This is a genomic window from Mesorhizobium amorphae (assembly GCF_014843845.1).
Taxonomy (GTDB): Bacteria; Pseudomonadota; Alphaproteobacteria; order Rhizobiales; family Rhizobiaceae; genus Mesorhizobium; species Mesorhizobium amorphae_A.
On record NZ_JHQS01000013.1, the window covers coordinates 55,807 to 79,661 of the forward strand.

Consider the following 23,855-nt stretch of genomic DNA (forward strand, 5'->3'; position numbering starts at 1 on the left):
GGCGCGGCCTTGAGCTGGCGCGCCTTTCAAAGAACGGCGCCTCGTCGGTGAGGCGTCACCTGAATTGAAAGGGGTCCCATGAGCCTGGATTACGAGAATGACGGTGCTCTCCATGCGAAGCTTATCGAGGAGGTGCTGTCGCAGTATCCCGACAAAGCGGCGAAGCGCCGCAAAAAGCACCTCAGCGTCGCAAAGAGCGAGGACGAGGCTGGCGAGGAAGGCGAGGTCCTTTCTGAATGCGACGTCAAATCGAACATCAAGTCCATTCCGGGCGTGATGACGATTCGCGGCTGCGCCTATGCCGGCTCAAAGGGCGTGGTGTGGGGTCCGGTCAAGGATATGGTCCATATCTCGCACGGCCCGGTCGGCTGCGGACAATATTCCTGGTCGCAACGCCGCAACTACTACGTCGGCACGACGGGCATCGACACGTTCGGGACAATGCAGTTCACCTCCGATTTCCAGGAGAAGGACATTGTTTTCGGCGGCGACAAGAAGCTGGAACAGATCATCGACGAGATTGAGGGACTGTTTCCCCTCAACAATGGCATCACCGTGCAATCCGAATGCCCGATCGGCCTGATTGGCGACGACACCGAAGCCGTATCCCGTAACAAGGCCAAGGAGCACGGAAAGACGATCGTGCCGGTGCGCTGCGAGGGCTTCCGCGGCGTCTCGCAATCGCTCGGCCATCACATCGCCAACGACTCGATCCGCGACTGGGTCTTCGAGAAGAAGGACGTCGAGTTCGAGGCCGGCCCTTACGACGTCAACGTGATCGGCGACTACAATATCGGCGGCGACGCCTGGGCCTCGCGCATCCTGCTCGAGGAGATAGGGCTGCGCGTTGTCGGCAACTGGTCGGGCGACGCGACACTTGCCGAGATCGAGCGCGCGCCGAAGGCCAAGCTCAATCTCATCCATTGCTACAGGTCGATGAACTACATCTGCCGGCACATGGAGGAAAAGTATGGCATCGCCTGGATGGAGTACAATTTCTTCGGCCCCTCCCAGATCGAGGACTCTCTGCGCAAGATAGCGAAGCATTTTGGCCCTGAAATCGAGGAGAAGACGGAGAAGGTTATCACCAAGTACAGGCCGCTTGTTGATGCGGTCATTGCCAAGTACCGGCCGCGCCTCGAAGGCAATACCGTCATGCTCTACGTCGGCGGCCTGCGCCCCCGTCACGTCATCACCGCCTACGAGGACCTCGGCATGGTAATCGTCGGCACCGGCTACGAGTTCGCCCACAACGATGACTATCAGCGCACCGGCCATTACGTAAGGAACGGCACACTGATCTATGATGACGTGACCGGTTATGAGTTGGAGAAGTTCATCGAGGGGGTTCGCCCTAACCTCGTCGGCTCGGGCATTAAGGAAAAATACCCGGTTCAGAAAATGGGCATACCGTTCCGCCAGATGCACTCCTGGGACTATTCGGGACCGTATCACGGCTATGACGGCTTTGCCATTTTCGCCCGCGACGTGGATCTTGCCATCAACAACCCGGTCTGGGGCCTGTACGACGCGCCTTGGAAAGAAAGCCCGCGCCGTGGGCGGGCGATGGCCGCCGAATAAACAACTGGCCTCAGCTTGGCCTCCCCAAGCAGACGATGAACGCCCGCGGCCGCGTGATCCGCGGGAACCTGAAAACGTCTCGACGTCCCTGAGCTGCCGTATGGCGCGGCCAGATGAAAAAGAGGTAATGACCAATGCCGCAGTCGGCTGAAAAAATTCTCGACCACGCTCCCCTGTTCCGCGAGCCGGAATACAGGCAGATGCTCGCCGAGAAGAAGCTGAATTTCGAATGTCCGCACCCGGATCAGATCGTTACCGATCAACGCGAATTCACCAAGACGTGGGAATACCGCGAAATGAACCTCGCCCGCGAAGCGCTTGTGGTAAACCCCGCCAAGGCCTGCCAGCCGCTCGGCGCGGTGTTCGCGGCCGCAGGCTTCGAGCGAACCATGTCTTTCGTGCACGGCAGTCAGGGCTGCGTGGCCTATTACCGCTCGCACCTGTCGCGCCATTTCAAGGAGCCTGCTTCTGCGGTTTCCTCCTCGATGACCGAGGATGCGGCAGTTTTCGGCGGCCTGAAGAACATGGTCGATGGGCTCGCCAACACTTACCAGCTCTACGATCCGAAGATGATCGCCGTCTCGACGACTTGTATGGCAGAGGTCATTGGCGACGACCTGCACAGCTTCATCGAGAACGCCAAGGACGAAAACTCGGTCCCGCGCGACTTCGACGTGCCCTTCGCCCACACGCCGGCCTTCGTCGGCAGCCATGTCGACGGCTATGACGGTATGGTAAAAGGCATTCTGGAGCACTTCTGGAAAGGCCAGGAGCGCACGGAAGCCGCGGGAACCGTCAACATCATTCCGGGTTTCGACGGCTTCTGCGTCGGCAACAACCGGGAACTCAAACGCCTGCTTGACCTGATGGGCGTGTCCTACACCTTCATCCAGGACGCCTCAGACCAGTTCGACACCCCGTCGGACGGCGAATACCGCATGTATGACGGCGGCACGAAGATCGAAGACGTGAAGAAAGCACTCAACGCCGAGGCGACACTTTCGCTCCAGCATTACAACACCCGAAAAACGCTGGAATATTGCGAGCAAGTCGGACAGGCGACGGCCTCGTTCCACTACCCGCTCGGCGTCCAGGCGACCGACGAATTCCTGATGGAGCTCTCGGCGATCTCCGGCAAGGAAATCCCTGAGACAATCCGCCTGGAGCGCGGCCGACTGATTGACGCCATGGCCGACAGCCAGTCCTGGCTGCATGGCAAGAAATACGCGATCTACGGCGATCCGGATTTCGTCCACGCCATGGCCCGCTTCGTCATGGAGACCGGCGGCGAGCCGACACATTGCCTCGCCACCAACGGCACCTCGGCGTGGGAAGCCGAGATGAAGGAACTGCTTGCATCCTCGCCCTTCGGCAAGGACGCTCAAGTCTGGCCGGGCAAGGACCTCTGGGCGATGCGCTCGCTGCTCTTCACCGAGCCGGTGGACCTGCTGATCGGCAATTCCTATGGCAAGTATCTGGAGCGCGACACCGGCACGCCACTGATCCGGCTGATGTTTCCGATCTTCGACCGGCACCATCACCATCGCTTTGCGCTCATGGGCTACCAAGGCGGGCTGCGCGTGCTGACGACGATCCTCGACAAGATCTTCGACAAGCTCGATCGCGAGACAAGCGAGACGGGCGTGACGGACTATTCTTATGACCTCACCCGCTAACAGCGGCGGCCGGCTTTTCGCCGACGCCATCCGTCCCCCAATGGTCTTTGGAGACCGACGTAATGTCCTCGCTCAGTGCCAAAATCCAGGATGTCTTCAACGAGCCCGCCTGCGATAAGAACCGCGGCAAGGATGCCAAGGCGCGCAAAGAGGGCTGTTCGAAGCCGCTGACGCCGGGGGCGACGGCCGGCGGCTGTGCCTTTGATGGCGCCAAGATCGTGCTGCAGCCGATCACCGACGTCGCGCACCTGGTCCATGCGCCGCTCGCCTGCGAGGGCAATTCCTGGGACAACCGTGGCGCGGCTTCGTCCAGGGCAACGCTGTGGCGCACAAGCTTCACGACCGATCTCACCGAACTCGACGTGGTGATGGGGCAGGGCGAGCGGAAGCTTTTCAAGGCGATCCGCGAGATCAAGGAAACATATGCGCCGCCAGCGATCTTCGTCTATTCGACCTGCGTGACGGCGCTGATCGGCGACGACATCGAAGCCGTCTGCAAGCGCGCGGGGGAAAAATTCGGCTTGGCCGTGGTGCCGGTCAATGCTCCGGGCTTGGCCGGCTCCAAGAACCTCGGCAACAAGCTCGCCGGCGAGGCGTTGCTCGATCATGTCATCGGCACGGTGGAACCCGACGACGCCGGGCCGTACGACATCAACATCCTTGGCGAATTCAACCTCTCCGGCGAGTTCTGGCTGGTGAAGCCGCTCCTTGACCGGCTCGGGATCCGGGTGCGCGCCTGCATTCCGGGCGACGCGCGCTACCTCGACGTTGCTTCAGCGCACCGCGCCAGGGCGGCTATGATGGTGTGCTCGACCGCGCTCATCAATCTGGCCCGCAAGATGGAGGAGCGCTGGGACATCCCGTTCTTCGAAGGCTCCTTTTACGGCATCACCGACACCTCGGAAGCACTGCGCAACATTGCTGAACTGCTCGTGAGGAAGGGCGCCGATCCGGAGATCCTCCCCCGCACGGAGACGCTGATCGCACAGGAGGAGGCGATTGCGTGGAAGAAGCTCGAGGCTTACCGGCGGCGGCTTGAAGGCAAGCGCGTGCTTCTCAATACAGGCGGTGTGAAGTCTTGGTCGGTCGTCCACGCGCTGATGGAGATCGGCATGGAGATCGTCGGCACCTCGGTCAAGAAATCCACAGTCGAAGACAAGGAGCGCATCAAGCAGCTCCTCAAGGACGACAACCACATGTTCGAGCAGATGGCAGCCCGCGACCTTTACGTCATGCTCTCAGATCACAAGGCCGACATCATGCTGTCGGGCGGGCGCACGCAATTCATCGCGCTGAAGGCCAAGACACCCTGGCTCGACATCAACCAGGAGCGCCAGCACCCCTATGCCGGCTATGACGGCATGGTGGAACTCGTACGCCAAATCGACCTTGCCATTCACAACCCGATCTGGCGCCAGGTGCGGGAACCGGCACCGTGGGATTGCCAGCCTGCCGTGAAGGACGAACTGGGAAACACGAAGAGCGAGACCGCGACCTTGCACGCTGTCCAGGAATTTGCCGGCACGGCGGCCGACGATTTCGACAAGCGGTGAGGAAAGCCGATGGCCCGCATCCTTTCCCAGACCAAATCAGCGGCGGTCAATCCGCTGAAATCCTCGCAGCCGCTGGGTGCGGCCTTGGCCTTTCTTGGGGTCGAGGGTGCGATGCCGCTGTTCCACGGCAGCCAGGGCTGCACCAGCTTCGCGCTCGTGCTCTTCGTGCGGCATTTCAAGGAAGCGATCCCCCTGCAGACCACCGCGATGGACGAAGTGACGACGATCCTCGGCGGGGCGGACAATCTGGAAGAGGCGATCCTCAACCTCAAGACCCGCACAAAGCCAAAGCTGATTGGGGTCTGCACGACCGCACTGGTGGAAACCCGTGGCGAAGATTGCGCAGGAGACATCGCCGACATCAAGCTGAAGCGCGCGGAAGAAATCGCGGGTACGGAGGTCGTGTTGGCCAACACGCCGGATTTCGACGGCGCGATCGAAGACGGTTGGGCCAAAGCTGTCACGGCGATGATCGAAGGCATTACACGGCCCGGCGAACAGGCGCGGCAGCCGAAGAAGATCGCGATCCTGCCCGGCTGGAACCTCACTGTGGCTGACATCGAGCATTTGCGTGAGATGGTTGAAAGCTTTGGGCTGAAGCCGGTAATTTTGCCGGACGTTTCAGGCTCGCTCGACGGCACCGTGCCCGACCGCTGGGTCACGACCACCTATGGCGGCGCCAGCGTCGAGGACATCCGCGAGCTTGGCAAGGCCGCGCAATGCATCGCCATTGGCGAGCATATGCGCCGCCCGGCCGAGGTGCTGTGGAGGTTGACCGGCGTGCCCTACGTGCTGTTCCAGTCGCTGACCGGATTGAAGGGCGCCGACCGGTTCGTCTCGCTGCTGTCCACGATTTCGGGCGCGGCGGTGCCGGCCGGGGTGCGCCGTCGCCGGGCGCAATTGCAGGATGCGTTGCTCGACGGACATTTTCATTTCGGAGGCAAGAAAATTGCGATTGCTGCTGAACCAGACCAACTCTACCAGCTCGCGACGTTCTTCACCGGCATGGGCTCCGAAATCGCGGCGGCCGTCGCCACGACCGATATGTCGAAAATTCTGGAAAAAGTACCGGCGGAGTCGGTTCAGATCGGTGATCTCGGCGATCTGGAAGCTCTTGCGGCGAGCGCCGATCTTCTCGTCACTCATTCCCACGGCCGCCAGGCGGCTGAGCGCCTTGGCATTCCGCTCATGCGCGTCGGCTTCCCGATCTTCGACCGGCTTGGCAGCCAGCACAAGCTCACAATCCTCTATCAGGGCACCCGCGACCTGGTTTTCGAGGTTGCCAACATTTTTCAGGCTTACCGGCAGGCGCCGACACCTGAAGAACTTGATCCCCTCCGCAAGCGAGAAACGCCAGATGGGCCCCGTTCGTCGCCTCTCACTCGTCACTGACGAGGTTCACGCACCGATGCCGGAAAGACGAGCAGGCGTATTACGCGTAGCTATCGCCACTCAGGACATGAAAGACCTCAATGCCCATTTCGGCTCGGCCAGACGCTTTGCTGTCTACGACGTGACGCGCGAGGAGTGGCATCTCGTGGAAGCCTTGGCCTTCGATGACGTTTCCGATGAGAACGGGAAGCATCGGATCGAGGGCGATGACCGCATCACGCCGAAGGTCGAGGCGCTAAAGGGCTGCCATCTCCTGTTTTGTCTGGCGATCGGCGGACCTTCGGCGGCCAAGGTTGTTTCGGCAAAAATCCACCCGATCAAGGTGCCGCAGCCCCAAACCATTCAGGAGGTGCTGTTGCGTACGCAGATGATGCTCAGGACGTGTCCTCCGCCCTGGCTGCGCAAAGTGCTGGCAGAGGCAGGCGTCGCCGAAAAGAAACCGTCCTTCGACGACGAGGACTGAAATTGAGGAGAAGGCGAAATGTCAGATGCCGCGGCTAGCGCTGCTGTCGCCGAGGACGAGGCGGCCCTTGCCACCCCGTTCGTCAAATGCCTCGTGCGGCTGATCCGTGCTCAGGATTCCTACGGATCATGGGAAGGCAAAGCTGACGCCGAGCTGCTGGCCGACTTCATTATCACCAAGGAACAGCGCCGTGCGATCCCGATCATCGGCGACCCCGATCCGGACGTGCTGTGGAGGCTCGACATGTTTTACACCGCCGTCGGGCTTGCGATCGAGGAGCGCTCCGGCCTAATGGCATCGCCGATGATGGAGATGAGCCATGAGGGCTTCGGGCGCGTGCTGTTCACGTCCGGGCGGTTGGTCGTTCTGTCGAAGACCCTGCGCGACGTCCACCGGTTCGGCTTCGAGACGTTCCGGAAACTTGCGGAGGCCGGTACGAAACTGGTCGCCGATGCGCTCGCGGCCATCGAAGCCTACCCCGACATGGCACGGGCGTAATGAAACCGATTTTCGAGCAAGGGGATCATGTCAGGCCTTGAGGAGCTGCAAGGGCCAGCCCACGCAGCCCACCCGGTCCAGGCAGATGCGGTTCTTGGGGTAGCGCTGATGAAGCCACTCGTCCTCATCTGTTCGCAAGACGTCGAGTTCTATCTGTTCCTCAGCCACATACTGGAGGTGGACGGCTTCGCCAGTGAGCCGGCAGGCGGCGCGAAGGAAGCGCTTTCATTGACTGACGAACGGGAATTCCAGGCCGTGGTGCTGGACTGTGGGCCAGCAAGGATAACCGGGTCCGCAATCTGCGCCCGGCTCAAGCGGGAGCCCCGGACCGGTGGCCTGCCCATTATCGCCCTGATCGCGCCCGGCGCCGAGAACCAGCACCTCGATCTTTTGAAGGCAGGCATCGACGAGAGCTTTGTGCGGCCGATCGCGCCGGCCAAGCTGCTTGAGTGCCTACGGACGAAGCTGGCGCTGCCGAAGCCGGGTTCCAACGGGATCTCAGACGGCGGCTGGCTCCGCTGCGGCAGCCTTGAAATGAGGCTCGATGCCCACCGGGTTCGCGGCAATGGCCACGACATCCATCTGGGACCGATCGAGTTCAACATGCTGCGGCATCTTCTTGAGGCTCCCGGCAAGGTCTTCAGCCGAGACGACCTGATCGCCGCGGCCTGGCCGAACAATATCCATATCGGACCACGCACCGTCGACGTCCATATCAGCCGGATCAGAAAGGCACTGAAGACGGCCTCGCCCGGCAGCGTCATTCGCACCGTCAGGTCGGCCGGCTACTCGCTCGATAAGCCGGACGGCTGAATAGCGAACCGGTGGCCCTGAGCACGACGGAGATGAGGAGTGGCACAACTCTTGCAGCTTCGAAACGCGCCTACAGGTGCGACATACTTAGAAAGAAGCAGTCAGATGGGTTTTAAAAGCATACTCTGTGTCACGGGTTCTGACCACTCCGATAAGGACGTCAAAACAGTTGCCGGCTTGTGTGCCGAGGTCGGCGCGTATCTTTCCGTGTTGATTATGTCGCCTCCGCCGCTCGTTATGCCGTCTCCGTCGCTAGGCGATGGCATCCCCGAGTGGCCTGGACAACGCGCGCAGGCTATTGCCAGGCTGGACAAACGGTTTAGGCAGATCGAGAGATTTTCGGAGGACATGGCCCATCTGGAAAAAACATCCAGGGAAATTCAGACACTGCTGAGAGGCATGTGGCTTTGCTCTGACGTCGATACAGACTACTGCGATGAGGCAGACGTCGGCGACGCGGTCCGACAGCGGGCGCACTGCAACGACCTGACAATCGTCGGCCCCGCTCTTCTCGACGACAATAATCTCGGACCTCTCGTTATCAACGGCAGCTTGTTCGACACGGGAAAGCCTGTGCTTGTCGTGCCAAAGGGCGCTGAGGCGACACTGTCGCCGCGGCGCGTGCTGGTCGGCTGGGATTCGCGAGTCGAGGCGACCCGCGCGGTTCGGGAAGCGCTGGATCTGCTATGCGATGCTGAGGAAGTTCGTGTCACACTGGTCGATCCGAAGGCGACCTGCAACGGAAACGGCGCCGAGCCGGGAGCTGACATCGCTGCCTATCTTACTCGGCACGGTGCTCAGGTGTCGGTTGATCGGTTGCCGAGCGCCGGTAAACCGGTGGCAACGGTGCTCGCGCAGCACGCAATCGACACGTCCGCAGACATGATCGTCATGGGCGCGTATGGCAGCCGCCGGCTGCGTGAGCGGCTCTTCGGCGGTGTCACGAGATGGATAGTTGGGAAACCGCCATTGCCGCTGTTTTTGGCTCGCTGACTGGTTCCAGGGGAGCACCGAGCTGTTCGAAGCTCTACTCTCCTGGGTCACCTATCCTGATACCAATTGGGAGAAAGGTCGCGGCAAACGCGCGAAATTTCGCGAAGCTCCTCGCAGCCAATCGGCGCGCGCCCTCGCCGAGATCATCCCGGACCTCTCTAGCGCGCTGTCGGGGGTTCCGCTCGGCCCGAGATGATCCGCAACGCGGAGGCCGGCCGCGCAGAGGTACAGCGCACCTCAATGCACTCAATGCCACGGCTTCGCAGGTCGGCGTCAGGTCGAGAAGGAGAGTCGTTTCAGCGCGGCAGGTCGAGTTCGGACCCGTAGCGGCATTCGCATGCGCGCGACCAGATCTCTTGCTCACTGCAGCTGGGTGGTGAACAACGCGATGACCCGTGCCGTGGCCGGGGCCCGCAACGTCGAGTCGGGACGGTCGTGCTCTTGGCCGTAGTGGGCGTGAATCGATGGCGTCAATCAGGTTGCCATTGCCTGGGTCTGTAGGCGGTTAGCGGCGAAGGACGGCCGCATCCTCAGCGTGTTCAGTCGGTCCGGCCCGAGCCGCGTGGCGACCGGGCGGGCGGTCTTTGGCTGGTCAATCCGACAACGCTCACATTCGCACCAGGCGGTCCCGTAGCGCCTGAGTCCAGGGGACACAGAAAGATAACGACACTAAGCAGGAACCGCGGAGAGTTCACCGGGAGGCAGATGCCGGCACTCTTCCTGGCCTTTTCGTCATCATCGTCAATCTGACGATGGCGGCATTCGCGAGCCGCAGCTGACCCGGGTTCGTCGAAGAACTCCTATGTCGCCAGCAAAATTCAATCGCAGGGCGGAAGAGGGCGGGGCACAGGCTCGGATGGAGCGGCCCCTCGCAATCGCAAATGGTGAGATCCTCTACCGCCTGACCGACCAGAACGGCAAGAAGCTCAAGCCAGGTGGCGAGAAGCGAACGATGATGACCAGCCAGGCGGTATTGCAGTCATAATGTCTATCTGCTCGTCCCTCAGCCCGAATACATGTTCAGTCGTCCGTGGCCAGGCTCTTTTTTGGCGATGGGAGGCGCGTGATGCATGTCCAGAACCTGACAGAGAGAGAAAACATGTCGGGTTCAATACAACCGGCCATCTTGGGCAGGTGGAGGTTTTCAAAGCCCAATCATGCGCTTACCGCGCGTAGAGCGCGCTGGCACAGCCTTTGCGAATTGAGATGCGGCAACACGGACAGAGGGCTGACTGAATGCAGACGAGCGAGACGAGCGTTGCTCTCCTTTCCTTGAACCCGTGTGGCCCCGTCTTAAGGGGCAAACAAGCTCGCGCATAAGGTCGCGCAACCTTTGGCAATAGCTTTGGAGAGCAACATGGTATTGCGGATGGAGTCACCGGCTCCTTCGATCAAAGTGCAGGACTGGCTGCTTGGCGAGCCCCTCACGAACTTCCAGCCCGGCAAAGTGTACATCGTCGAATTTTGGGCAACCTGGTGCGGACCATGTTTGGCGGCGATGCCCCATCTGGTGCAGTTGCAGGAGCAATACAAGGACAGCGGACTTGAGGTCATCGGCGTCGCGGCCGATGAACAGGCTCCGACGGCCGATGAGGCCCGAACCAAGTTGGATGCATGGTTGAGCGAAAAGTGCTCGAATCTGAACTACCGGATCGCGTTCGACCACACAGGCGAAATGAACAAGCTTTGGATGGAACCCAGCTTTTCTGTCGGGATTCCCACCTCATTCGTGGTCGACCGAGACGGCCACATCGCCTTTATCGGTCATCCGACTGAGCTCGATGACGTTTTGCCGAAAGTGCTTAACGGCAGCTGGCGCACTAGCGATGAAGGGAAAACCGCCGATACGCGGCGGATCGCCGAAAGCGAATCCATAGCGCGCGAACAAGCGTTGAAGAAGCCGATCAATGACAGATTTAGGGCGGCGGTGGAGAAAGAGGATTGGAAGACGGCGCTCTCGGCGATCGAAGAGGGCATCGCCTTGATGCCGGACCACCTTAATTTCCGCCAGGCTCATGCGCATCTGGTGCTTCACAGAATGCACGACATGTGGACCGGCTTGCCTACCATGCGCCAATTCGCGCACGACGCGATCGACAGAAACTCCGAGCATTGGATGATTGCGGCGCTAGACCAACTCTTCCATCCGAACCTTGACCATTCGCGCTTTCCGTCTGCTGAGCGCTTCGCGATCGGCAAAGAGCTGTCCGACCACATGCTGGCACTGAATCCTCCGCAAGGCGAGAGCCCTAAGTTCTGGTCTTACCCGGCGGTCGCTCGGTACTATCATGAGAGTGGCAACAAAGATCGCGCGATCGAGTTGGTCGAGCTGGCACTGAAGTCGCTGGACGGTCCGGAGCCTGTGGCGGACGAACTGAAACAGCACCTTCTGCCGGAATTGCTGCAGGCGCTGGCCAACTACAAGAGTGAGAAGGTTTGTTGCGGCGCTCTCTGTGCGGCTCCGCAAAACAATTTCCCGAAAGTGCCAAAGCGCGGCCGGACGAGGAAGAACATAAAGCCGAGGAGAAAACACAAAAAGGAGTGATGGTCGGAATGTTTACTGGCCAATTCGTCCATTTCTCTGGCGTGGCCGCTGCAAGCAGGGTCAACGCAGCACAGGGTGGATCTTTTGCAGCGGGTTCGAGACTCGAATCTTGCGATGACCTCCAGACCCATCGCGGCAGAAGTGATGGTCGACGCGAATTCGCACTGCAGTGGAAGACGTCGCAGTCGAGGACCTCTTCAAGGTCGGCCACAGGGACAGCGTGGAATCGGCCGCCCCGAGCTGGACGCCGGCTGCGCAAATGTGCCCGAAGTAGGCGTCCCCGAAAACAGAAATCGTCCATCGAGGAAGAGGACTGATGAGGAGAAGGAAAGTGTCTGACGCCCCGGCTGGCCCTGCTGTCGCCGAGGACGAGGCGGCCCTTGCCACCCCGTTCGTCAAATGCCTCGTGCGGCTGATCCGTGCTCAGGATTCCTACGGATCATGGGAAGGCAAAGCTGACGCCGAGCTGCTGGCCGACTTCATCATCACCAAGGAACAGCGCCGTGCGGTCCCCATCAACGGCGATCCCGATCCGGACGTGCTGTGGAGGCTCGATATGTTTTACACCGCCGTGGGGCGTGCGATCGGGGAGCGCTCCGGCCTGATGACATCGCAGTGAAACCAATGAGGGCTTCGGGCGCAGGCTTTTCGCGGTCCGGCGGTTGGTCGTTCTGTCGGGACGTCCACCGGTTCGGCTTCGAGACGTTCCGGAAACTCGCGGAGGCCGGTACGAAACTGGTCGACGATGCGACTGCAGGCTTGCGGCCTATCCCGACGTGGCGCCGGCGTGATGAAACCAGTTTCGAGGAAGGGGATCATGTCAGGCCTTGAGGAGTTGCAGAAGAAGGTCCGCAAGCTGCAGTCGCGTGCGGGAACCGCAAAGATGGAATTGCACGACCTTGCCGAGGATCTCCCGGTCAACTGGACTGAGATCAAAGCGGTTGCCGAGAAAATGTTCGACGTGTTTGCCGAGTGGGACGCTGCCAAGAGAGAGCTCGCTGCGTCGGAGAATTCACGATGAGCGCTTTCATCACCCGCGACGGCTCCACATGGATGCCGGAGTATCTCACCGCTATCGACGGCACGACATGCATCGGCTGCGGCCGCTGTTTCAAGGTCTGCTCGCGCGAGGTCATGCATCTTTACGGCGCCGATGACGCGGGTGAAATCCTCGGTATCTGCGACGGCGAAGACGATGACTTCGACGGCGAGCTCAATCGCATGATCATGGTCGTCGACCATGCCGGCCGCTGCATTGGCTGCGGAGCCTGCGCCCGCGTCTGCCCGAAGAACTGCCAGACGCATGTTGCGGCCGACAAGGTCGCTGCATGATCTGGCGGACAAACCAGGAGAACGGCGTTGCCCTTTAAAATCTTCTGTCGCGTCCTGGGGGTGGTCCTGTGCAGCAACGCTCTGACCGTCTACTTCGCTTCTCATTCCATCCGCCTAGCAGTCGTCACGACGCTGGCCTGTTCGCTGCTCCTCCAGTTGGCGTATTTCGCAAGCGTGCTCTTTCTGATCTGGCGGTCTGGCTTCGCTAACAGAGCTGGCGAAATGGCTGAGCATTTCGGCAGTTGCAAGGAAGTTGGATCCCACGCGCCAGACCATGGTGAGGTGACGAATGAATCCGCAGATGTGCTCCAGCGCGATCAAATGCTGGCCATATCGCTGCTGCTGCCTTGAGGCGCCATGACAAGGTCAGTGCTCGGGTTAACGCCACTTTGGACCAACCCATGAACATTGAGCGGAACTTAGAAGGAATACTGTGCTTGATATGGTCGGTGGACGACCGCATTCCGGTCGTTCCAATCCGGCAGATACAATTTCCGGTTCCATGGGCGGGCAACCCATCGCTGCACGCCGGCATGCGGGTTGGTTGGTTTCGATGACGAACGAGGCGCCGCAACATAATGATGGGCTCTTTTGGAACGTCGGAGAACGAAGCTAACCTCAAATCAAACGCGCCTCTTAGAATGACTCGTGCATAGCTAACTTCAGCTCAATCAGGTCTTGCCGGAGAGAACATGCTGGAAAAATTCGAACGCTATCCGCTCACCTTTGGACCCACGCCCATCGAGAAGCTCGACCGCCTCGGCAAGCATCTAGGGGGAAAGGTGGAAATCTACGCCAAACGCGAGGACTGCAACTCCGGTCTCGCGTTCGGCGGAAACAAGCTGCGCAAGCTCGAATACATCATCCCCGACGCGATCGCGTCAAATGCCGATACGCTTGTCTCCATTGGCGGCGTGCAGTCCAACCACACGCGGATGGTCGCCGCGGTCGCCGCCAAGATCGGCATGAAATGTCTCCTGGTTCAGGAGAGCTGGGTACCCCATGAGGATGCCGTCTACGACCGGGTCGGCAACATTCTTTTGAGCCGCATCATGGGCGCAGAGGTGCGCCTGGTCGACGAGGGCTTTGACATCGGCATCCGCCGCAGTTGGGAACAAGCGCTCGATGAGGTCAAATCAAGGGGCGGCAGGCCCTATGCGATACCAGCCGGAGCGTCTGTTCACCCGAATGGAGGCCTCGGCTATGTGGGATTCGCGGAGGAAGTGCGGGCTCAGGAGAAACAGCTTGGGTTTACCTTCGACTACATCGTCGTTTGCACAGTCACAGGTTCAACGCATGCCGGCATGCTCGTCGGATTTGCCAAGGACGGTCGACAGCGCAATGTGATCGGTATCGATGCCTCCGCGACCCCCGCGAGAACCAAGGCACAGGTGCTTAGCATTGCCCAAGATACAGCGACGCTCGTAGATCTCGGAACCGAACTCGTCGAGGATGAGGTGGTGTTGCTCGAGGACTACGCGCACCCGCTTTATGGCATTCCGTCCGAGGGAACCAAGGAGGCCATCCGCCTGTGTGCGCGGCTCGAGGGTATGATTACCGATCCCGTCTACGAGGGCAAATCGATGCAAGGGATGATCGACCTCGTCCAGAAAGGCTTCTTTCCGGAGGGGGCGAGGGTCCTCTACGCGCATCTCGGCGGCGCGCCGGCGATCAACGGTTACGGCTACACCTTTCGCAATGGCTGACGCTCGACAGATTGCGATTGCGCCGCCCTGCCATGCAAGCGATGCGCTCCAAGTTCGTTTGATGGTCCGCTTGGCAAATTGAGGAAGCCGGCTGTTGACTGCTGTCAAGGCGAAGATGGCCGAGTTTATTCGGAACGTCTTAACCGGCGGTGTCAAGAAAGCCAAAGGACACCATTCTGGACGTTATGCAGGACCAGAGAAGTGGGAGTCATAACAGGTGATTTTACCGGAACTGCGCTCTGCTATCCCAGCAGGCAGAGTTTTGGAGATAACGACGACCACAGGATGCATCGTCGGATGTTCATATTGTCCGCAGGACAAGTTCGCGGATCGGCAAAGAAAAGTATATCATTCCAAGCATCTTAGTCTTGAAGATTACAAGCGCTGTCTGGCGCGCGTACCAACTTCCGTCGACATTAGTTTTGCGGGGTGCTCCGAGCCTTGGCTCAATCCGGACTGCACCGAAATGGTCGAGCACGCTTCCGCCAGAGGCCACGGCATCAGGATTTTCACGACGCTTGTGGGAATGAAGGGGCGGGATCTACAACGCTTGCAAGCGCTGCGCTTGGGGGTATTCGTGGTCCATGTTTTTGATGATGGCGCCTACATGAATAGCCGCCTTGTCGGAGACAAGTATCGCGATTTGGTTCGTCAACTCGTTGACGCGGACATCCCCTCGATTCGATTCGTGGTTTTGGGCGAGGCCCATCCCGATATCGTCGACATTATCCCTGCCGAAGCACTAGTTCGCGCACGACCGGTAAGTAGCAGGGGTGGAAGCGTCGACCCTAAGATCGTTGAACCACGGCAGCCAGTCGTCGGAGCGCTGCTATGCGTGGACGAACGACAGTATCGGAATGTTCTTCTTCCAAACGGCGACGTTACGCTCTGCTCGATGGATTTTGAACGGCGTCACGTATTGGGCAACCTTCTATGCGACGAATACGCCGATCTCTTTGAAAGCCCAGCTTTTTGCGAAATCGTTGATCGCATGAATGGAGCGGATGGCTTTCTGCTCTGTAGGATGTGCGAATATGCCGATCCAAAGCACCGATGCTGACTGGATGCTGGCGGACCGCCTGAAAAGGCGGCCGGCGAATGCGGATTGCTTTGGACTGCAAATGCCTTTGCCGTCCGGCGAAATCATTGTCTTTTCACGTCAAGCGAGCGTAATCCCGTAGGCGCGGCAGTCGGCCTCGACCATTTCCGAGACGAGCTCATCGAAAGTGGTCTTCGGCTTCCAATCAAGCTTGGTGGCCGCCTTGGAGGCATCACCGATCAGCAGGTCAACCTCGGTCGGGCGGAAATAACGCTTGTCTATCCGGATCAGCGCCTGGTTGCTCTTGCGGTCCCGGCCCACCTCGTCGACGCCTTTGCCCTCCCAGACGATCTCCTTCCCAGCCCGCCTGAAGGCAGCCTCGACAAAGCTGCGGACCGAATGCGTCTCGCCGGTCGCGAGCACAAAATCGTCAGGCTCGTGGTGCTGCAGGATGCGCCACATGCCCTCGACATAGTCGCGCGCCGAGCCCCAGTCACGCTTTGCCTCCAGATTTCCGAGATAAAGGCAGTCCTGCTTGCCGGCCATTATCGCAGCTACTGCACGCGTCACCTTGCGCGTGATGAATGTCTCGCCGCGCGTCGGTCCTTCGTGATTGAACAGAATCCCGTTGCTGGCATAGAGCCCGTATGCCTCACGGTAGTTCACCGTGATCCAGTAGGCGTAGAGCTTCGCCACCGCATACGGCGATCGCGGATAAAACGGGGTAGTCTCCTCCTGCGGGACGCGCTGGACCGAACCGAAGAGTTCGGATGTGGAGGCCTGGTAAAACCGCGTCTTGTCCTCGAGGCGAAGAATGCGGATCGCTTCCAACAGCCGCAGCGTGCCGAGCGCATCGGCATTGGCCGTATATTCGGGGGTCTCGAACGAGACTTGCACGTGGCTTTGCGCAGCGAGATTGTAGATTTCGTCGGGCTGCGTCTCCTGCAGAAGACGGATCAGGTTTGTCGCATCCGTCATGTCCCCGTAATGCAGGACCATGTCGGGATGGTCCTCATGCGGGTCTTGATAGAGATGGTCGATACGCTGGGTATTCCCGATCAGCGAGGCCCGCCGCTTCAGGCCATGCACCATGTAGCCCTTCGAAAGCAGCAGTTCGGCAAGCAAAGCGCCGTCCTGGCCGGTGATACCTGTAATGAATGCCGTACGCCGGGGTGAACTCATTTGTGATATTTCCGTGGATGAAGCATCTGGACAGGAATATTCAACGGCGCGCGCGAACGACTTACTGCGCAATCGCGGTGCAATCCGCGCTGTATGACCATCTTAGCTGAAATCTTTGCCTCGAGTGATGTTAAGAAGGCGTGCGGATTACATGAAGCGTCGTGTGCCGTCGGCATCAGATCCGCCTCCACCTTCCGCATGACGGGGAGAGACCTTCTTGTAGGCGTCGCCTTCCGAAGCGGCGTCTTTTCATGTCCTTTACTCTTCGTAAAATCGATTGTTTCGATGCAATGCATCTACGGGATGGATACATGTTTCGGGGCCTTCGAACGCAGACTCCAAATAACTCAGGAGATCCGCGCGGCGCTGAGATGGCATTGCTTACTTCAGCCCGACAACCGCTGCATTGACCGAATGTCTCCCACTGGATTGCGTTCGACCTATGCGGCTCCGCCTCCACTCAGGGTCTTGCAGCACCGCTCAACGCAACGGCTAACCGCGACAGAGACTGGGAGACGCGGGCCGGCATCGTCGATCTGCGCATCCCCAAGCTCAGGAAGGGCTGATACTTCCCGAGTTTGCTGGAACAGCGCCGCACGGCCGAGAAAGCGCTGAAAGCCGTCATCAAAGAAGCCTACGCGCAAGGCATCTCGACACGCTCGGTTGACGACCTGGTCAAAAGGCCAAAAGGCGATAGGGATGGGCAGCAGCTCCATGGCATGAAACCCATTCCATTCGTCTTGCTGCCGAAGGGACCTGCAACACCCAACATGCTGTGCTGTACGGTGGAAGCGCCTGTCACACATGAGCCGCCGTTGGGACTCAGCTTTTGATATTATTGATTAGCAGGCGCCTTTCATGGGCGCCGAGCAGATGCGTCAACTACCAGATGCCGTAGTATCGACGCCTGCCCGAAAACTCTAGAACTGAGTTTGTTCCGACGAATTGACCGAGAGATATCGGTATGCAGAGCGACGTGGTGACGGTGGAGGCTTCGAAGTGCGTCTGTGCAGCAGTTGAGATGCCGCCCATGCCCGGTCTCCATCGTATGGCGAAGCTTTTGAGGAGCATGTTGGAATGGCAGCAGATCTTTCGGAAAGTCGCCGACCGTCCAAACGTCCGTCCCGACTGTTCTGATCTTCTAGCTGAAACTGAAGAACAACCGAAACCAGCCAAACGCTTTAATCACCTCTCGTTTAACGCGACGTCTACATGCAGGGGAACTCAAAAATGAACACCGGCGTTTTTACGGCTCATGAGTCTAACGTTCGTCGCTACGGGCGGTCGTTTCCCACGGTCTTTACAAGGGCCCTTGGGGCGACAATCTGGGACGAGGGCGGTAAGCCCTTTATCGATTTCCTTGTAGGGTCCGGTGCGCTCAACTACGGACACAACAACCCGAATATTATTGCGCCAGCAATTGAATATCTCGCCGGCGAGAACATCCTTCTGTCGCTTGACATGTATACAGTGGCGAAGCGTGACTTCATTGAAGCGTTCGTCCGTTCTATCCTGAGGCCCAGGGGCCTTTCCTACAAGATACAGTTTCCTGGGCCGACCGGCACAAACGCCAACGAAGCGGCGCTGGCGCTGGCGCGAAAATATACCGGCCGCTCGAGCGTCATGGCCTTCACGAATGCGTTCCACGGCATGTCACTCGGCTCTCTGGCGGTGTCGGGTTCAGCGTCAACCAGGGAGCTAGGCGGCGTTGCTCGCCACGATGTGGTCCGTGTCCCCTATTACGGCTATCCGAGCCAAGCTTTCGATTCCGCCAGTTACATCGACTGGGTTTTGGGCGACCCTGGGAGCGGCATTGAAAAGCCCGCCGCAATCATTCTGGAGACCATCCAGGCAGAAGGCGGCATGAACGCCGCATCCGCAGCTTGGCTCACAGAGATTCAGCGCATTTGCCGTAAGCACGGCGTTGTTTTGATCGTCGACGACATTCAGGCAGGTGCGGGACGAACGGGCGATTTCTTCTCCTTCGAGTTCGCAAAAATCGAACCCGACATCGTGTGCCTTTCCAAATCCCTAAGCGGTTCAGGTAGTCCATTCTCCATTGTTCTTATTCGCCCCGACATGGACATATGGAATCCCGGAGAACATAGCGGGACCTTCAGAGGCAACAATTTCGCCTTCGTGACTGCGGGGGCCATGTGCAAAATGTGGTCCGACAGGCAATTTACTGCAGGCGTCGAGCGGACAGCCATCAAGCTGCAAGGACACCTTGACCGCCTCGTCGCGAAGTTTCCCAAGTGCATCGCACAAAAGCGCGGCCGTGGCCTGATGGCCGGCCTCAAGTGCCGTTCACAGGCCGACGTCGGGCGTGTGCACGATGTCGCGTTCGAAAATGGCCTGCTGATTGAATCTTCAGGGCCAAGTCGCGACGTCATCAAAGTCCTGCCGCCGATAACCATCACCGATGTCGAACTCGATCATGGCATCGCTATCCTTGATCACGCACTACAGGAGCAAGCCAATGCCTAACCCGGTATCTCAAGTGCCAGCTATCTCGCCTGTTGCGGTCAGAGAGCGAACCGGCTCGATCAGCGCTGCGGAGATCATCTCAGTCCTGAAAGGTGAGATCACTGCTCTGCACATCAAGCAGGCCTTCAGCACCGAAATAGCCGAGGAGATCACCGCGAACTTCAGTGGCAGTCCCGGTCTCAAGGAGCGCAAGGATGGGGTGCCCGGACAATATGTCGGCGCTTCCCATTACAGGAAGGATGCAGCGACCTATTTCGTAGAGGCGGAAACTGCGCGACCGTACGTCGACGCCCTTTTTGGCAATCTGGTTGATCCGGTCCGCGGATTGTTCGATGCGTTGAAGCGCGAGCTTCACAACCAGGGCATTGAATTGCGGCTGGCCCGTTCGGAGCACGGTCAGGCTAATGTTTGTCGCGCTCTCAGTTGGTCTGGCAGTGGCACGTTTTCCTTGGACCCCCACGACGATGTCGCTCAAGTCCTATGTGCTGGGAACGATTACGAGATTTCTGCAGTGGCCAACAACACCGTCGCGGCGCTCAACTTCTATCCCAGCATGGCCGAGGAAGGTGGCAATCTGCGACTCTGGAGCCACAAGCCGACAGTCACCGACCGAAAATCGCAGGGTGTGGAGACCACGGGCTATCCCTATTCGGCAGCCTATCTCGAGGCCGTTCCTTGTCGCGACTTCCAGCTCAGGGCCGGGGATATCGCCTTGATCGACGGAGGTTTCGTTCACGGGGTCACCGGCCAATCAGGCACCGGAAAGCGTCGCGTGCTGCTGAACAGCTTTTTCGGGTTTGCGCGGCCGGACCTTGTTCTCTGGTGGACCTGAAGTTGGATGTCGCAACGACTGACCGGCTTCCGCGCGCAGTTAAGGCGGCAACAACTTTCGTAACGGGTGACCTGCCACCTGTAATTTCCTCCAGTTGGGATTAGAGTCCGGCCTGGGGCTGATGAAGAGAAAGCGGTTTACGGAATAGCAGATCATCGCGGTTTTGCGCGAGCACGCGCCAAGCGCGAAGCCGTCACGAATCTGCGGGGTCGCCGTGGGTCGGAACGGCGGGCCTGTTCGATCATCACCGCTGACGGCAAGATGATCCGCTTCCGGGTCCCGTCGGCCTCCTGAGACGGAGCTGCGTGGCCGGCTGCGCGACCTGCCCAGCGAGCGCCGGCGCTTCAGCTATCGTCGGCTGTTCATCCTGCTCATCCGCGAGGGCGAACCGTCGGGGATCAAGCTGGCGGTGCGCAAGCGGCCACGGCGACGGGTAGTCGGCCCACGGGCAGCGATCCTGGTCAAGACGCGGCCGAACGCGCGTTGTTCGCTGGATTTCGTGCACGACCAGTTCGCCTGCGTCCGGCGCTGCCGCGTGCTCAACACCGTCAACGATGTGACACGCAATTGCCTGTCCGCGATGCCCGACACTTCATTCACAGACGCCTCCGCGTCGCGCGTGAACTGACGGAGTTGATCGACGGCCGCGGCAAGCCGGGCATGATCGTCTCCGACCATGGCAGCGAGTTCACCTCGAATGCTATCCTCGTCTGGTCGAAGGATCATCGCGTGGGAAGGCATTACATCGCGCCGGGCAAGCCGATGCAGACGGATGTTGTAGAATAGCCCCTTCTTCTCATTCGGCAGCTTTTTCCACAGCCTTCGGCCTTTCCGGCCTCGTTCGCCATCGGGTCATCGGGAAGTCGCTGCTGCATAGGCAGCTTCCGCCTTCTCGACTCGGGATCGTTCTTCGGCGCGCTTGGCCGGGATGTTGTAGTCGAAGGCGGTGCCGCGCCTGGCATGGCTGGTCGGGAGGCCGGCACGCAGCTCGACCGATCTGAACTTGCGGGCGAGCAAGGCCGGCCGGGCCCAGATGAAGTCGGTATCCTTGCTCAGCATGTGCCAGATGATCATTGCAAGCTTGCGCGCGGTGGCGACGGCCGCGATGTGCTTCCCGCGGCGCGAGGCGATCCGCTTGTAGAAGGCGCGTAGAGGTCCTGGCGATCGCACGGCCGCCCATGCCGCCTCGACCAGCATCCCCCGCGCATGGCCGCGGCCCTGCTTCGTGATGCGGCCGTGATAGGCTGGCCCCTCACCGGACTGCCGCACGCTCGGATTGAGGCCAAGATAGGCGACGAGCCTCTGTGGATCGCTGAAGCGCCGTATGTCGCCGATTGCCGCGGCAACGCTTGCAGCCACCGTGACGTCGATGCCGGGCAACGTCATCAGGCGGCGGATTGTCGGATCCTGGAGGGCATGCACCGCGATATCCGCCTCGACCACCGTCAACGCCTCGTTGATCTGGTTAATCAAGCCGAGGTGGCGCTCGATGGCGGCGCGCTCATCCGCAGGCAATATTTGCCTCGTCAGCCATTTGCGCCCGCTGATCCCGACCAGGTTCCCATGCGGACACGGCGGGATCAGGTGGGCGTGGAGGATTGACTGGATCAGGTTCTTCAGCCGCGAACGTTGGCGAACCAGCTGTGTCCGCCTGGTGCGACAAGACCTCCGCGGCTGGTGTATGTCCATGCCGATAATACGCACGGTTCCCTCCATCGTTGGTCACGAACAGGGAGCCAGCGGGCAACACGACAAATACGGATCCGCGCTCGCAGCGCATCCGGGCGAGTCGTAGGGGCGGCCAGATAACGTGCTCGAACTCGCAGTTCATCTGCATACGACGGCCTGCCCGCACTTGCGTGCTCCCGGTGCCCCGTGGCCCGGATGCGCCAAGCTTAACGAAACCTGACGACCGAACAAACGATGGCACCGAGAACAACATGCGGATAACCGCTATGTCGAGACATTCAATGAACGGCGCGATGAGCTCCTGAACGAGAGCCCGTTCGTCGGCCTGGATCACGCCGAAGTGCTATCGCTAAATGGATGGAGGACTTCAACACTGCGAGGTCGCAATTCGCTCGGCTATCAGAACCCGGCGGCCTTTGCCGAAGTCATCGCCGTAACCGGCTCCGACACTGCGCTGATCGAAGGCTCCGCGCCTTCGCCGGTTGCTCAACGCGCGCCCTACGGCGTAACAGAAAGGGCCGAGACTCTAATCGCCGCCGGAGGAAGGTTCAGTGGTATGTCAGCCGCTTCTTACAATTCGATAATTCCGAAGTTTACGGCTTTTATAGCAGCGACCGTTCTGCTCGCAGTATCCATTTTTCGCATTACGTTTTTTATATGGAAATTGACGGTGTTTACGGAAATTCCCAAAATTTTTCCTATTTCCCACGACGATTTCCCTCTCGCTGTCCACAGAATACACTCCCTTTCTCTTAAAGAAAGGTCAGGAGCTTCCTCGCTGCCACTCGAATTCGCGAACTTCGCAACTCTCATATGGAAATGAAACGCGGCAAGCTCCAAGTATGTGACTGTTCTATTCTGGAATTCGCGGTCCCGGGGTTGAGCAAAGCTCATGATCGCAAAGTTGCCATCGGGGCCGTGCAATGGAACGCTGATGCCTGACCTTAAGCCGAACGTCGCAGCCTCATCGAAAACGCGCCGTTCGTCTTCAGTCGTGCTTGCATCGTTGTACACCTCACTCCATCGAAAGGCGCCTGCGCGTTTTCGACCCGTCTTAATGATGGGGTCAATTCTATCATAGCTCATTTCGAAATAGCGCTCCTGCCATTCATCAGGATAATTCAGCATGACCTCTGGATCGCGTGGGACCGGCTTTGAAATTCTTTGGTCAGGTGTAAGGGAGCCATAAGAGATCCACGGGCAATCAAAATTCAGGGCAAATGCAGATAACAGGTCGAACAACTGCTCGGATTGAGCAACGCCATCAGTCTGGTCGAGAAATCGGGCGAATTCGACCGCAAACGCCTCCCCGGCTGCCGCCGGGAAATGCATCGACGGGACCAAATAAAACTGGTCTGACACTCTGGTTGCCAGCCCTCGAGGCTGAGGGACCGCAGTCATCGGCGGACGTTCCATAGTCTCGGCTCCGCAGGCATCTTGCGCCGGATGTTGTCACTGGTGGACAAAGCTGCCGGCTGTAAGGCTGCAGCTCTGCGCGCCGTTCTCGGCCGGCATCGCCAAAGCTGTAACACGTCCGCGCGGCGCGTTAGATTATCATTGAGTTAAATGTGAGTTACGAAAGCCTCTCTGAAGTTATAACCTCATAAATAACTTCTTTCACAAATTGATCTCGCATATCATGTTAATGTCTGCACGCGTTCTCCAGACTACGTCAGTTGGCCGGCGTGCCGCCGTAGAGGTGGACGGCCTCCGCTCCCGGCATCGAAGTGCCATCGTGTGTGTCAAAAGTCACATGAGGGAGAGCCGTCCATGGAAGAGATTGCCACAATCGGTTCGGATATCGCCAAAGAGGTTTTTCAGGTTGATGGCATTGATGCTGCCGGAGCAGTCGTCGTTCGTCGAAAGCTTCGGCGCGATGACGTTGTTAGATTTCGCGGTTGCGTCATGAAACCTGCAGCGCTGGCCACCGCTGCGAACTCCGCCGTACTCTGATCCATTTCGTCTTTTCCACGAACAGCTTTCGTCACGTCCACACGGGGGTGCCCGCCCGCCACTTTTTTTAAGAGGAATTATGATCATGCAGCCATTATTATTAAATTAACAATCGAGAATT

20 protein-coding genes and 5 pseudogenes are annotated in these 23,855 nt (G+C 59.3%); 22 read left to right on the plus strand and 3 right to left on the minus strand.

The features are described 5' to 3' along the window. Positions 1-78: 78 nt before the first annotated feature. From nifD to DH08_RS06835, 16 genes and pseudogenes are all read left to right on the plus strand, one after another. Complete coding sequence (nifD, locus tag DH08_RS06760) at positions 79-1,581, plus strand: nitrogenase molybdenum-iron protein alpha chain (RefSeq protein WP_192178566.1); 1,503 nt, start codon at positions 79-81, stop codon at positions 1,579-1,581. A 134-nt stretch (positions 1,582-1,715) separates the two neighbouring features. Continuing rightward, positions 1,716-3,257: a nitrogenase molybdenum-iron protein subunit beta gene (nifK, locus tag DH08_RS06765; RefSeq protein ID WP_192178568.1), complete on the plus strand. Its 1,542-nt coding sequence runs from the start codon at positions 1,716-1,718 to the stop codon at positions 3,255-3,257. A gap of 62 nt (positions 3,258-3,319) precedes the next feature. Further along, complete coding sequence (nifE, locus tag DH08_RS06770) at positions 3,320-4,810, plus strand: nitrogenase iron-molybdenum cofactor biosynthesis protein NifE (protein WP_192178570.1); 1,491 nt, start codon at positions 3,320-3,322, stop codon at positions 4,808-4,810. 9 nt (positions 4,811-4,819) lie between these two features. Then, positions 4,820-6,202 (plus strand): nitrogenase iron-molybdenum cofactor biosynthesis protein NifN, encoded by a 1,383-nt coding sequence (nifN, locus tag DH08_RS06775; RefSeq protein ID WP_192178571.1) that lies wholly within the window; start codon positions 4,820-4,822, stop codon positions 6,200-6,202. Continuing rightward, positions 6,168-6,665 (plus strand): nitrogen fixation protein NifX, encoded by a 498-nt coding sequence (gene nifX, locus DH08_RS06780; RefSeq protein WP_192178666.1) that lies wholly within the window; start codon positions 6,168-6,170, stop codon positions 6,663-6,665. Before nifN ends, nifX begins: the two co-directional genes overlap by 35 nt. An 18-nt stretch (positions 6,666-6,683) precedes the next feature. Further along, positions 6,684-7,163: a NifX-associated nitrogen fixation protein gene (locus DH08_RS06785; protein WP_192178573.1), complete on the plus strand. Its 480-nt coding sequence runs from the start codon at positions 6,684-6,686 to the stop codon at positions 7,161-7,163. Positions 7,164-7,271: 108 nt separating this feature from the next. After that, positions 7,272-7,976 (plus strand): response regulator transcription factor, encoded by a 705-nt coding sequence (locus tag DH08_RS06790; protein WP_428338288.1) that lies wholly within the window; start codon positions 7,272-7,274, stop codon positions 7,974-7,976. A 105-nt stretch (positions 7,977-8,081) separates the two neighbouring features. After that, positions 8,082-8,969: a universal stress protein gene (locus DH08_RS06795; RefSeq protein ID WP_192178577.1), complete on the plus strand. Its 888-nt coding sequence runs from the start codon at positions 8,082-8,084 to the stop codon at positions 8,967-8,969. Between the two features lie 802 nt (positions 8,970-9,771). Beyond that, positions 9,772-9,954, plus strand: coding sequence for a hypothetical protein (locus DH08_RS06800; RefSeq protein WP_192178579.1), 183 nt, complete (start codon positions 9,772-9,774; stop codon positions 9,952-9,954). 372 nt (positions 9,955-10,326) lie between these two features. After that, positions 10,327-11,514 carry a TlpA disulfide reductase family protein gene (locus DH08_RS06805; protein WP_192178581.1) on the plus strand — a complete coding sequence of 396 codons (1,188 nt, stop codon included), beginning with the start codon at positions 10,327-10,329 and terminating at the stop codon, positions 11,512-11,514. 316 nt (positions 11,515-11,830) lie between these two features. Then, positions 11,831-12,305 (plus strand): annotated as a pseudogene (locus DH08_RS06810) (NifX-associated nitrogen fixation protein). 26 nt (positions 12,306-12,331) lie between these two features. Next, positions 12,332-12,535, plus strand: coding sequence for a CCE_0567 family metalloprotein (locus tag DH08_RS06815; RefSeq protein ID WP_192178583.1), 204 nt, complete (start codon positions 12,332-12,334; stop codon positions 12,533-12,535). Further along, positions 12,532-12,846, plus strand: a complete 315-nt coding sequence (gene fdxB / locus DH08_RS06820) for a ferredoxin III, nif-specific (protein WP_192178585.1) — start codon at positions 12,532-12,534, stop codon at positions 12,844-12,846. Before DH08_RS06815 ends, fdxB begins: the two co-directional genes overlap by 4 nt. Positions 12,847-12,873: 27 nt before the next feature. Then, complete coding sequence (locus DH08_RS06825) at positions 12,874-13,197, plus strand: exopolysaccharide production repressor protein (protein ID WP_192178587.1); 324 nt, start codon at positions 12,874-12,876, stop codon at positions 13,195-13,197. A gap of 341 nt (positions 13,198-13,538) precedes the next feature. Further along, a complete protein-coding gene (locus DH08_RS06830; RefSeq protein ID WP_192178589.1) occupies positions 13,539-14,552 on the plus strand; it encodes a 1-aminocyclopropane-1-carboxylate deaminase in 1,014 nt (337 codons plus the stop codon). A 217-nt stretch (positions 14,553-14,769) separates the two neighbouring features. Then, entirely contained in the window at positions 14,770-15,612 is an 843-nt protein-coding gene (locus DH08_RS06835; RefSeq protein ID WP_192178591.1) for an SPASM domain-containing protein, read from the plus strand. 99 nt (positions 15,613-15,711) lie between these two features. Here the strand turns inward: DH08_RS06835 and gmd are convergent, their stop codons facing one another. Then, positions 15,712-16,773, minus strand: a complete 1,062-nt coding sequence (gmd, locus tag DH08_RS06840) for a GDP-mannose 4,6-dehydratase (RefSeq protein WP_192178593.1) — start codon at positions 16,771-16,773, stop codon at positions 15,712-15,714. 497 nt (positions 16,774-17,270) lie between these two features. Here gmd and DH08_RS06845 point away from each other — a divergent pair. The 4 genes and pseudogenes from DH08_RS06845 to DH08_RS06860 form a co-directional block, all read left to right on the plus strand. Further along, positions 17,271-17,453, plus strand: a pseudogene (locus DH08_RS06845) (transposase); the annotation flags it as partial. Between the two features lie 550 nt (positions 17,454-18,003). Next, a complete protein-coding gene (gene ectB, locus DH08_RS06850) occupies positions 18,004-19,260 on the plus strand; it encodes a diaminobutyrate--2-oxoglutarate transaminase (protein WP_192178595.1) in 1,257 nt (418 codons plus the stop codon). Continuing rightward, the gene (locus tag DH08_RS06855) at positions 19,253-20,092 is read left to right on the plus strand and encodes a 2OG-Fe(II)-dependent halogenase WelO5 family protein (RefSeq protein ID WP_192178597.1); all 840 of its coding nucleotides are present in this window, start codon (positions 19,253-19,255) and stop codon (positions 20,090-20,092) included. Before ectB ends, DH08_RS06855 begins: the two co-directional genes overlap by 8 nt. A gap of 177 nt (positions 20,093-20,269) precedes the next feature. Next, positions 20,270-20,875 (plus strand): annotated as a pseudogene (locus DH08_RS06860) (DDE-type integrase/transposase/recombinase); the annotation flags it as partial. 69 nt (positions 20,876-20,944) lie between these two features. Here DH08_RS06860 and DH08_RS06865 read toward each other — a convergent pair. Then, positions 20,945-21,763: pseudogene (locus tag DH08_RS06865) on the minus strand (IS110 family RNA-guided transposase); the annotation flags it as partial. Positions 21,764-22,040: 277 nt separating this feature from the next. On the opposite strand from DH08_RS06865, the pseudogene DH08_RS36085 reads away from it, so the two are divergent. Further along, positions 22,041-22,322, plus strand: a pseudogene (locus DH08_RS36085) (integrase core domain-containing protein); the annotation flags it as partial. Positions 22,323-22,351: 29 nt separating this feature from the next. Here DH08_RS36085 and DH08_RS06870 read toward each other — a convergent pair. Continuing rightward, a complete protein-coding gene (locus DH08_RS06870) occupies positions 22,352-23,197 on the minus strand; it encodes a LuxR family transcriptional regulator (RefSeq protein ID WP_192178599.1) in 846 nt (281 codons plus the stop codon). Between the two features lie 354 nt (positions 23,198-23,551). On the opposite strand from DH08_RS06870, the gene DH08_RS06875 reads away from it, so the two are divergent. Next, the gene (locus DH08_RS06875; RefSeq protein ID WP_192178601.1) at positions 23,552-23,734 is read left to right on the plus strand and encodes a hypothetical protein; all 183 of its coding nucleotides are present in this window, start codon (positions 23,552-23,554) and stop codon (positions 23,732-23,734) included. The last annotated feature ends 121 nt before the right edge of the window (positions 23,735-23,855 follow it).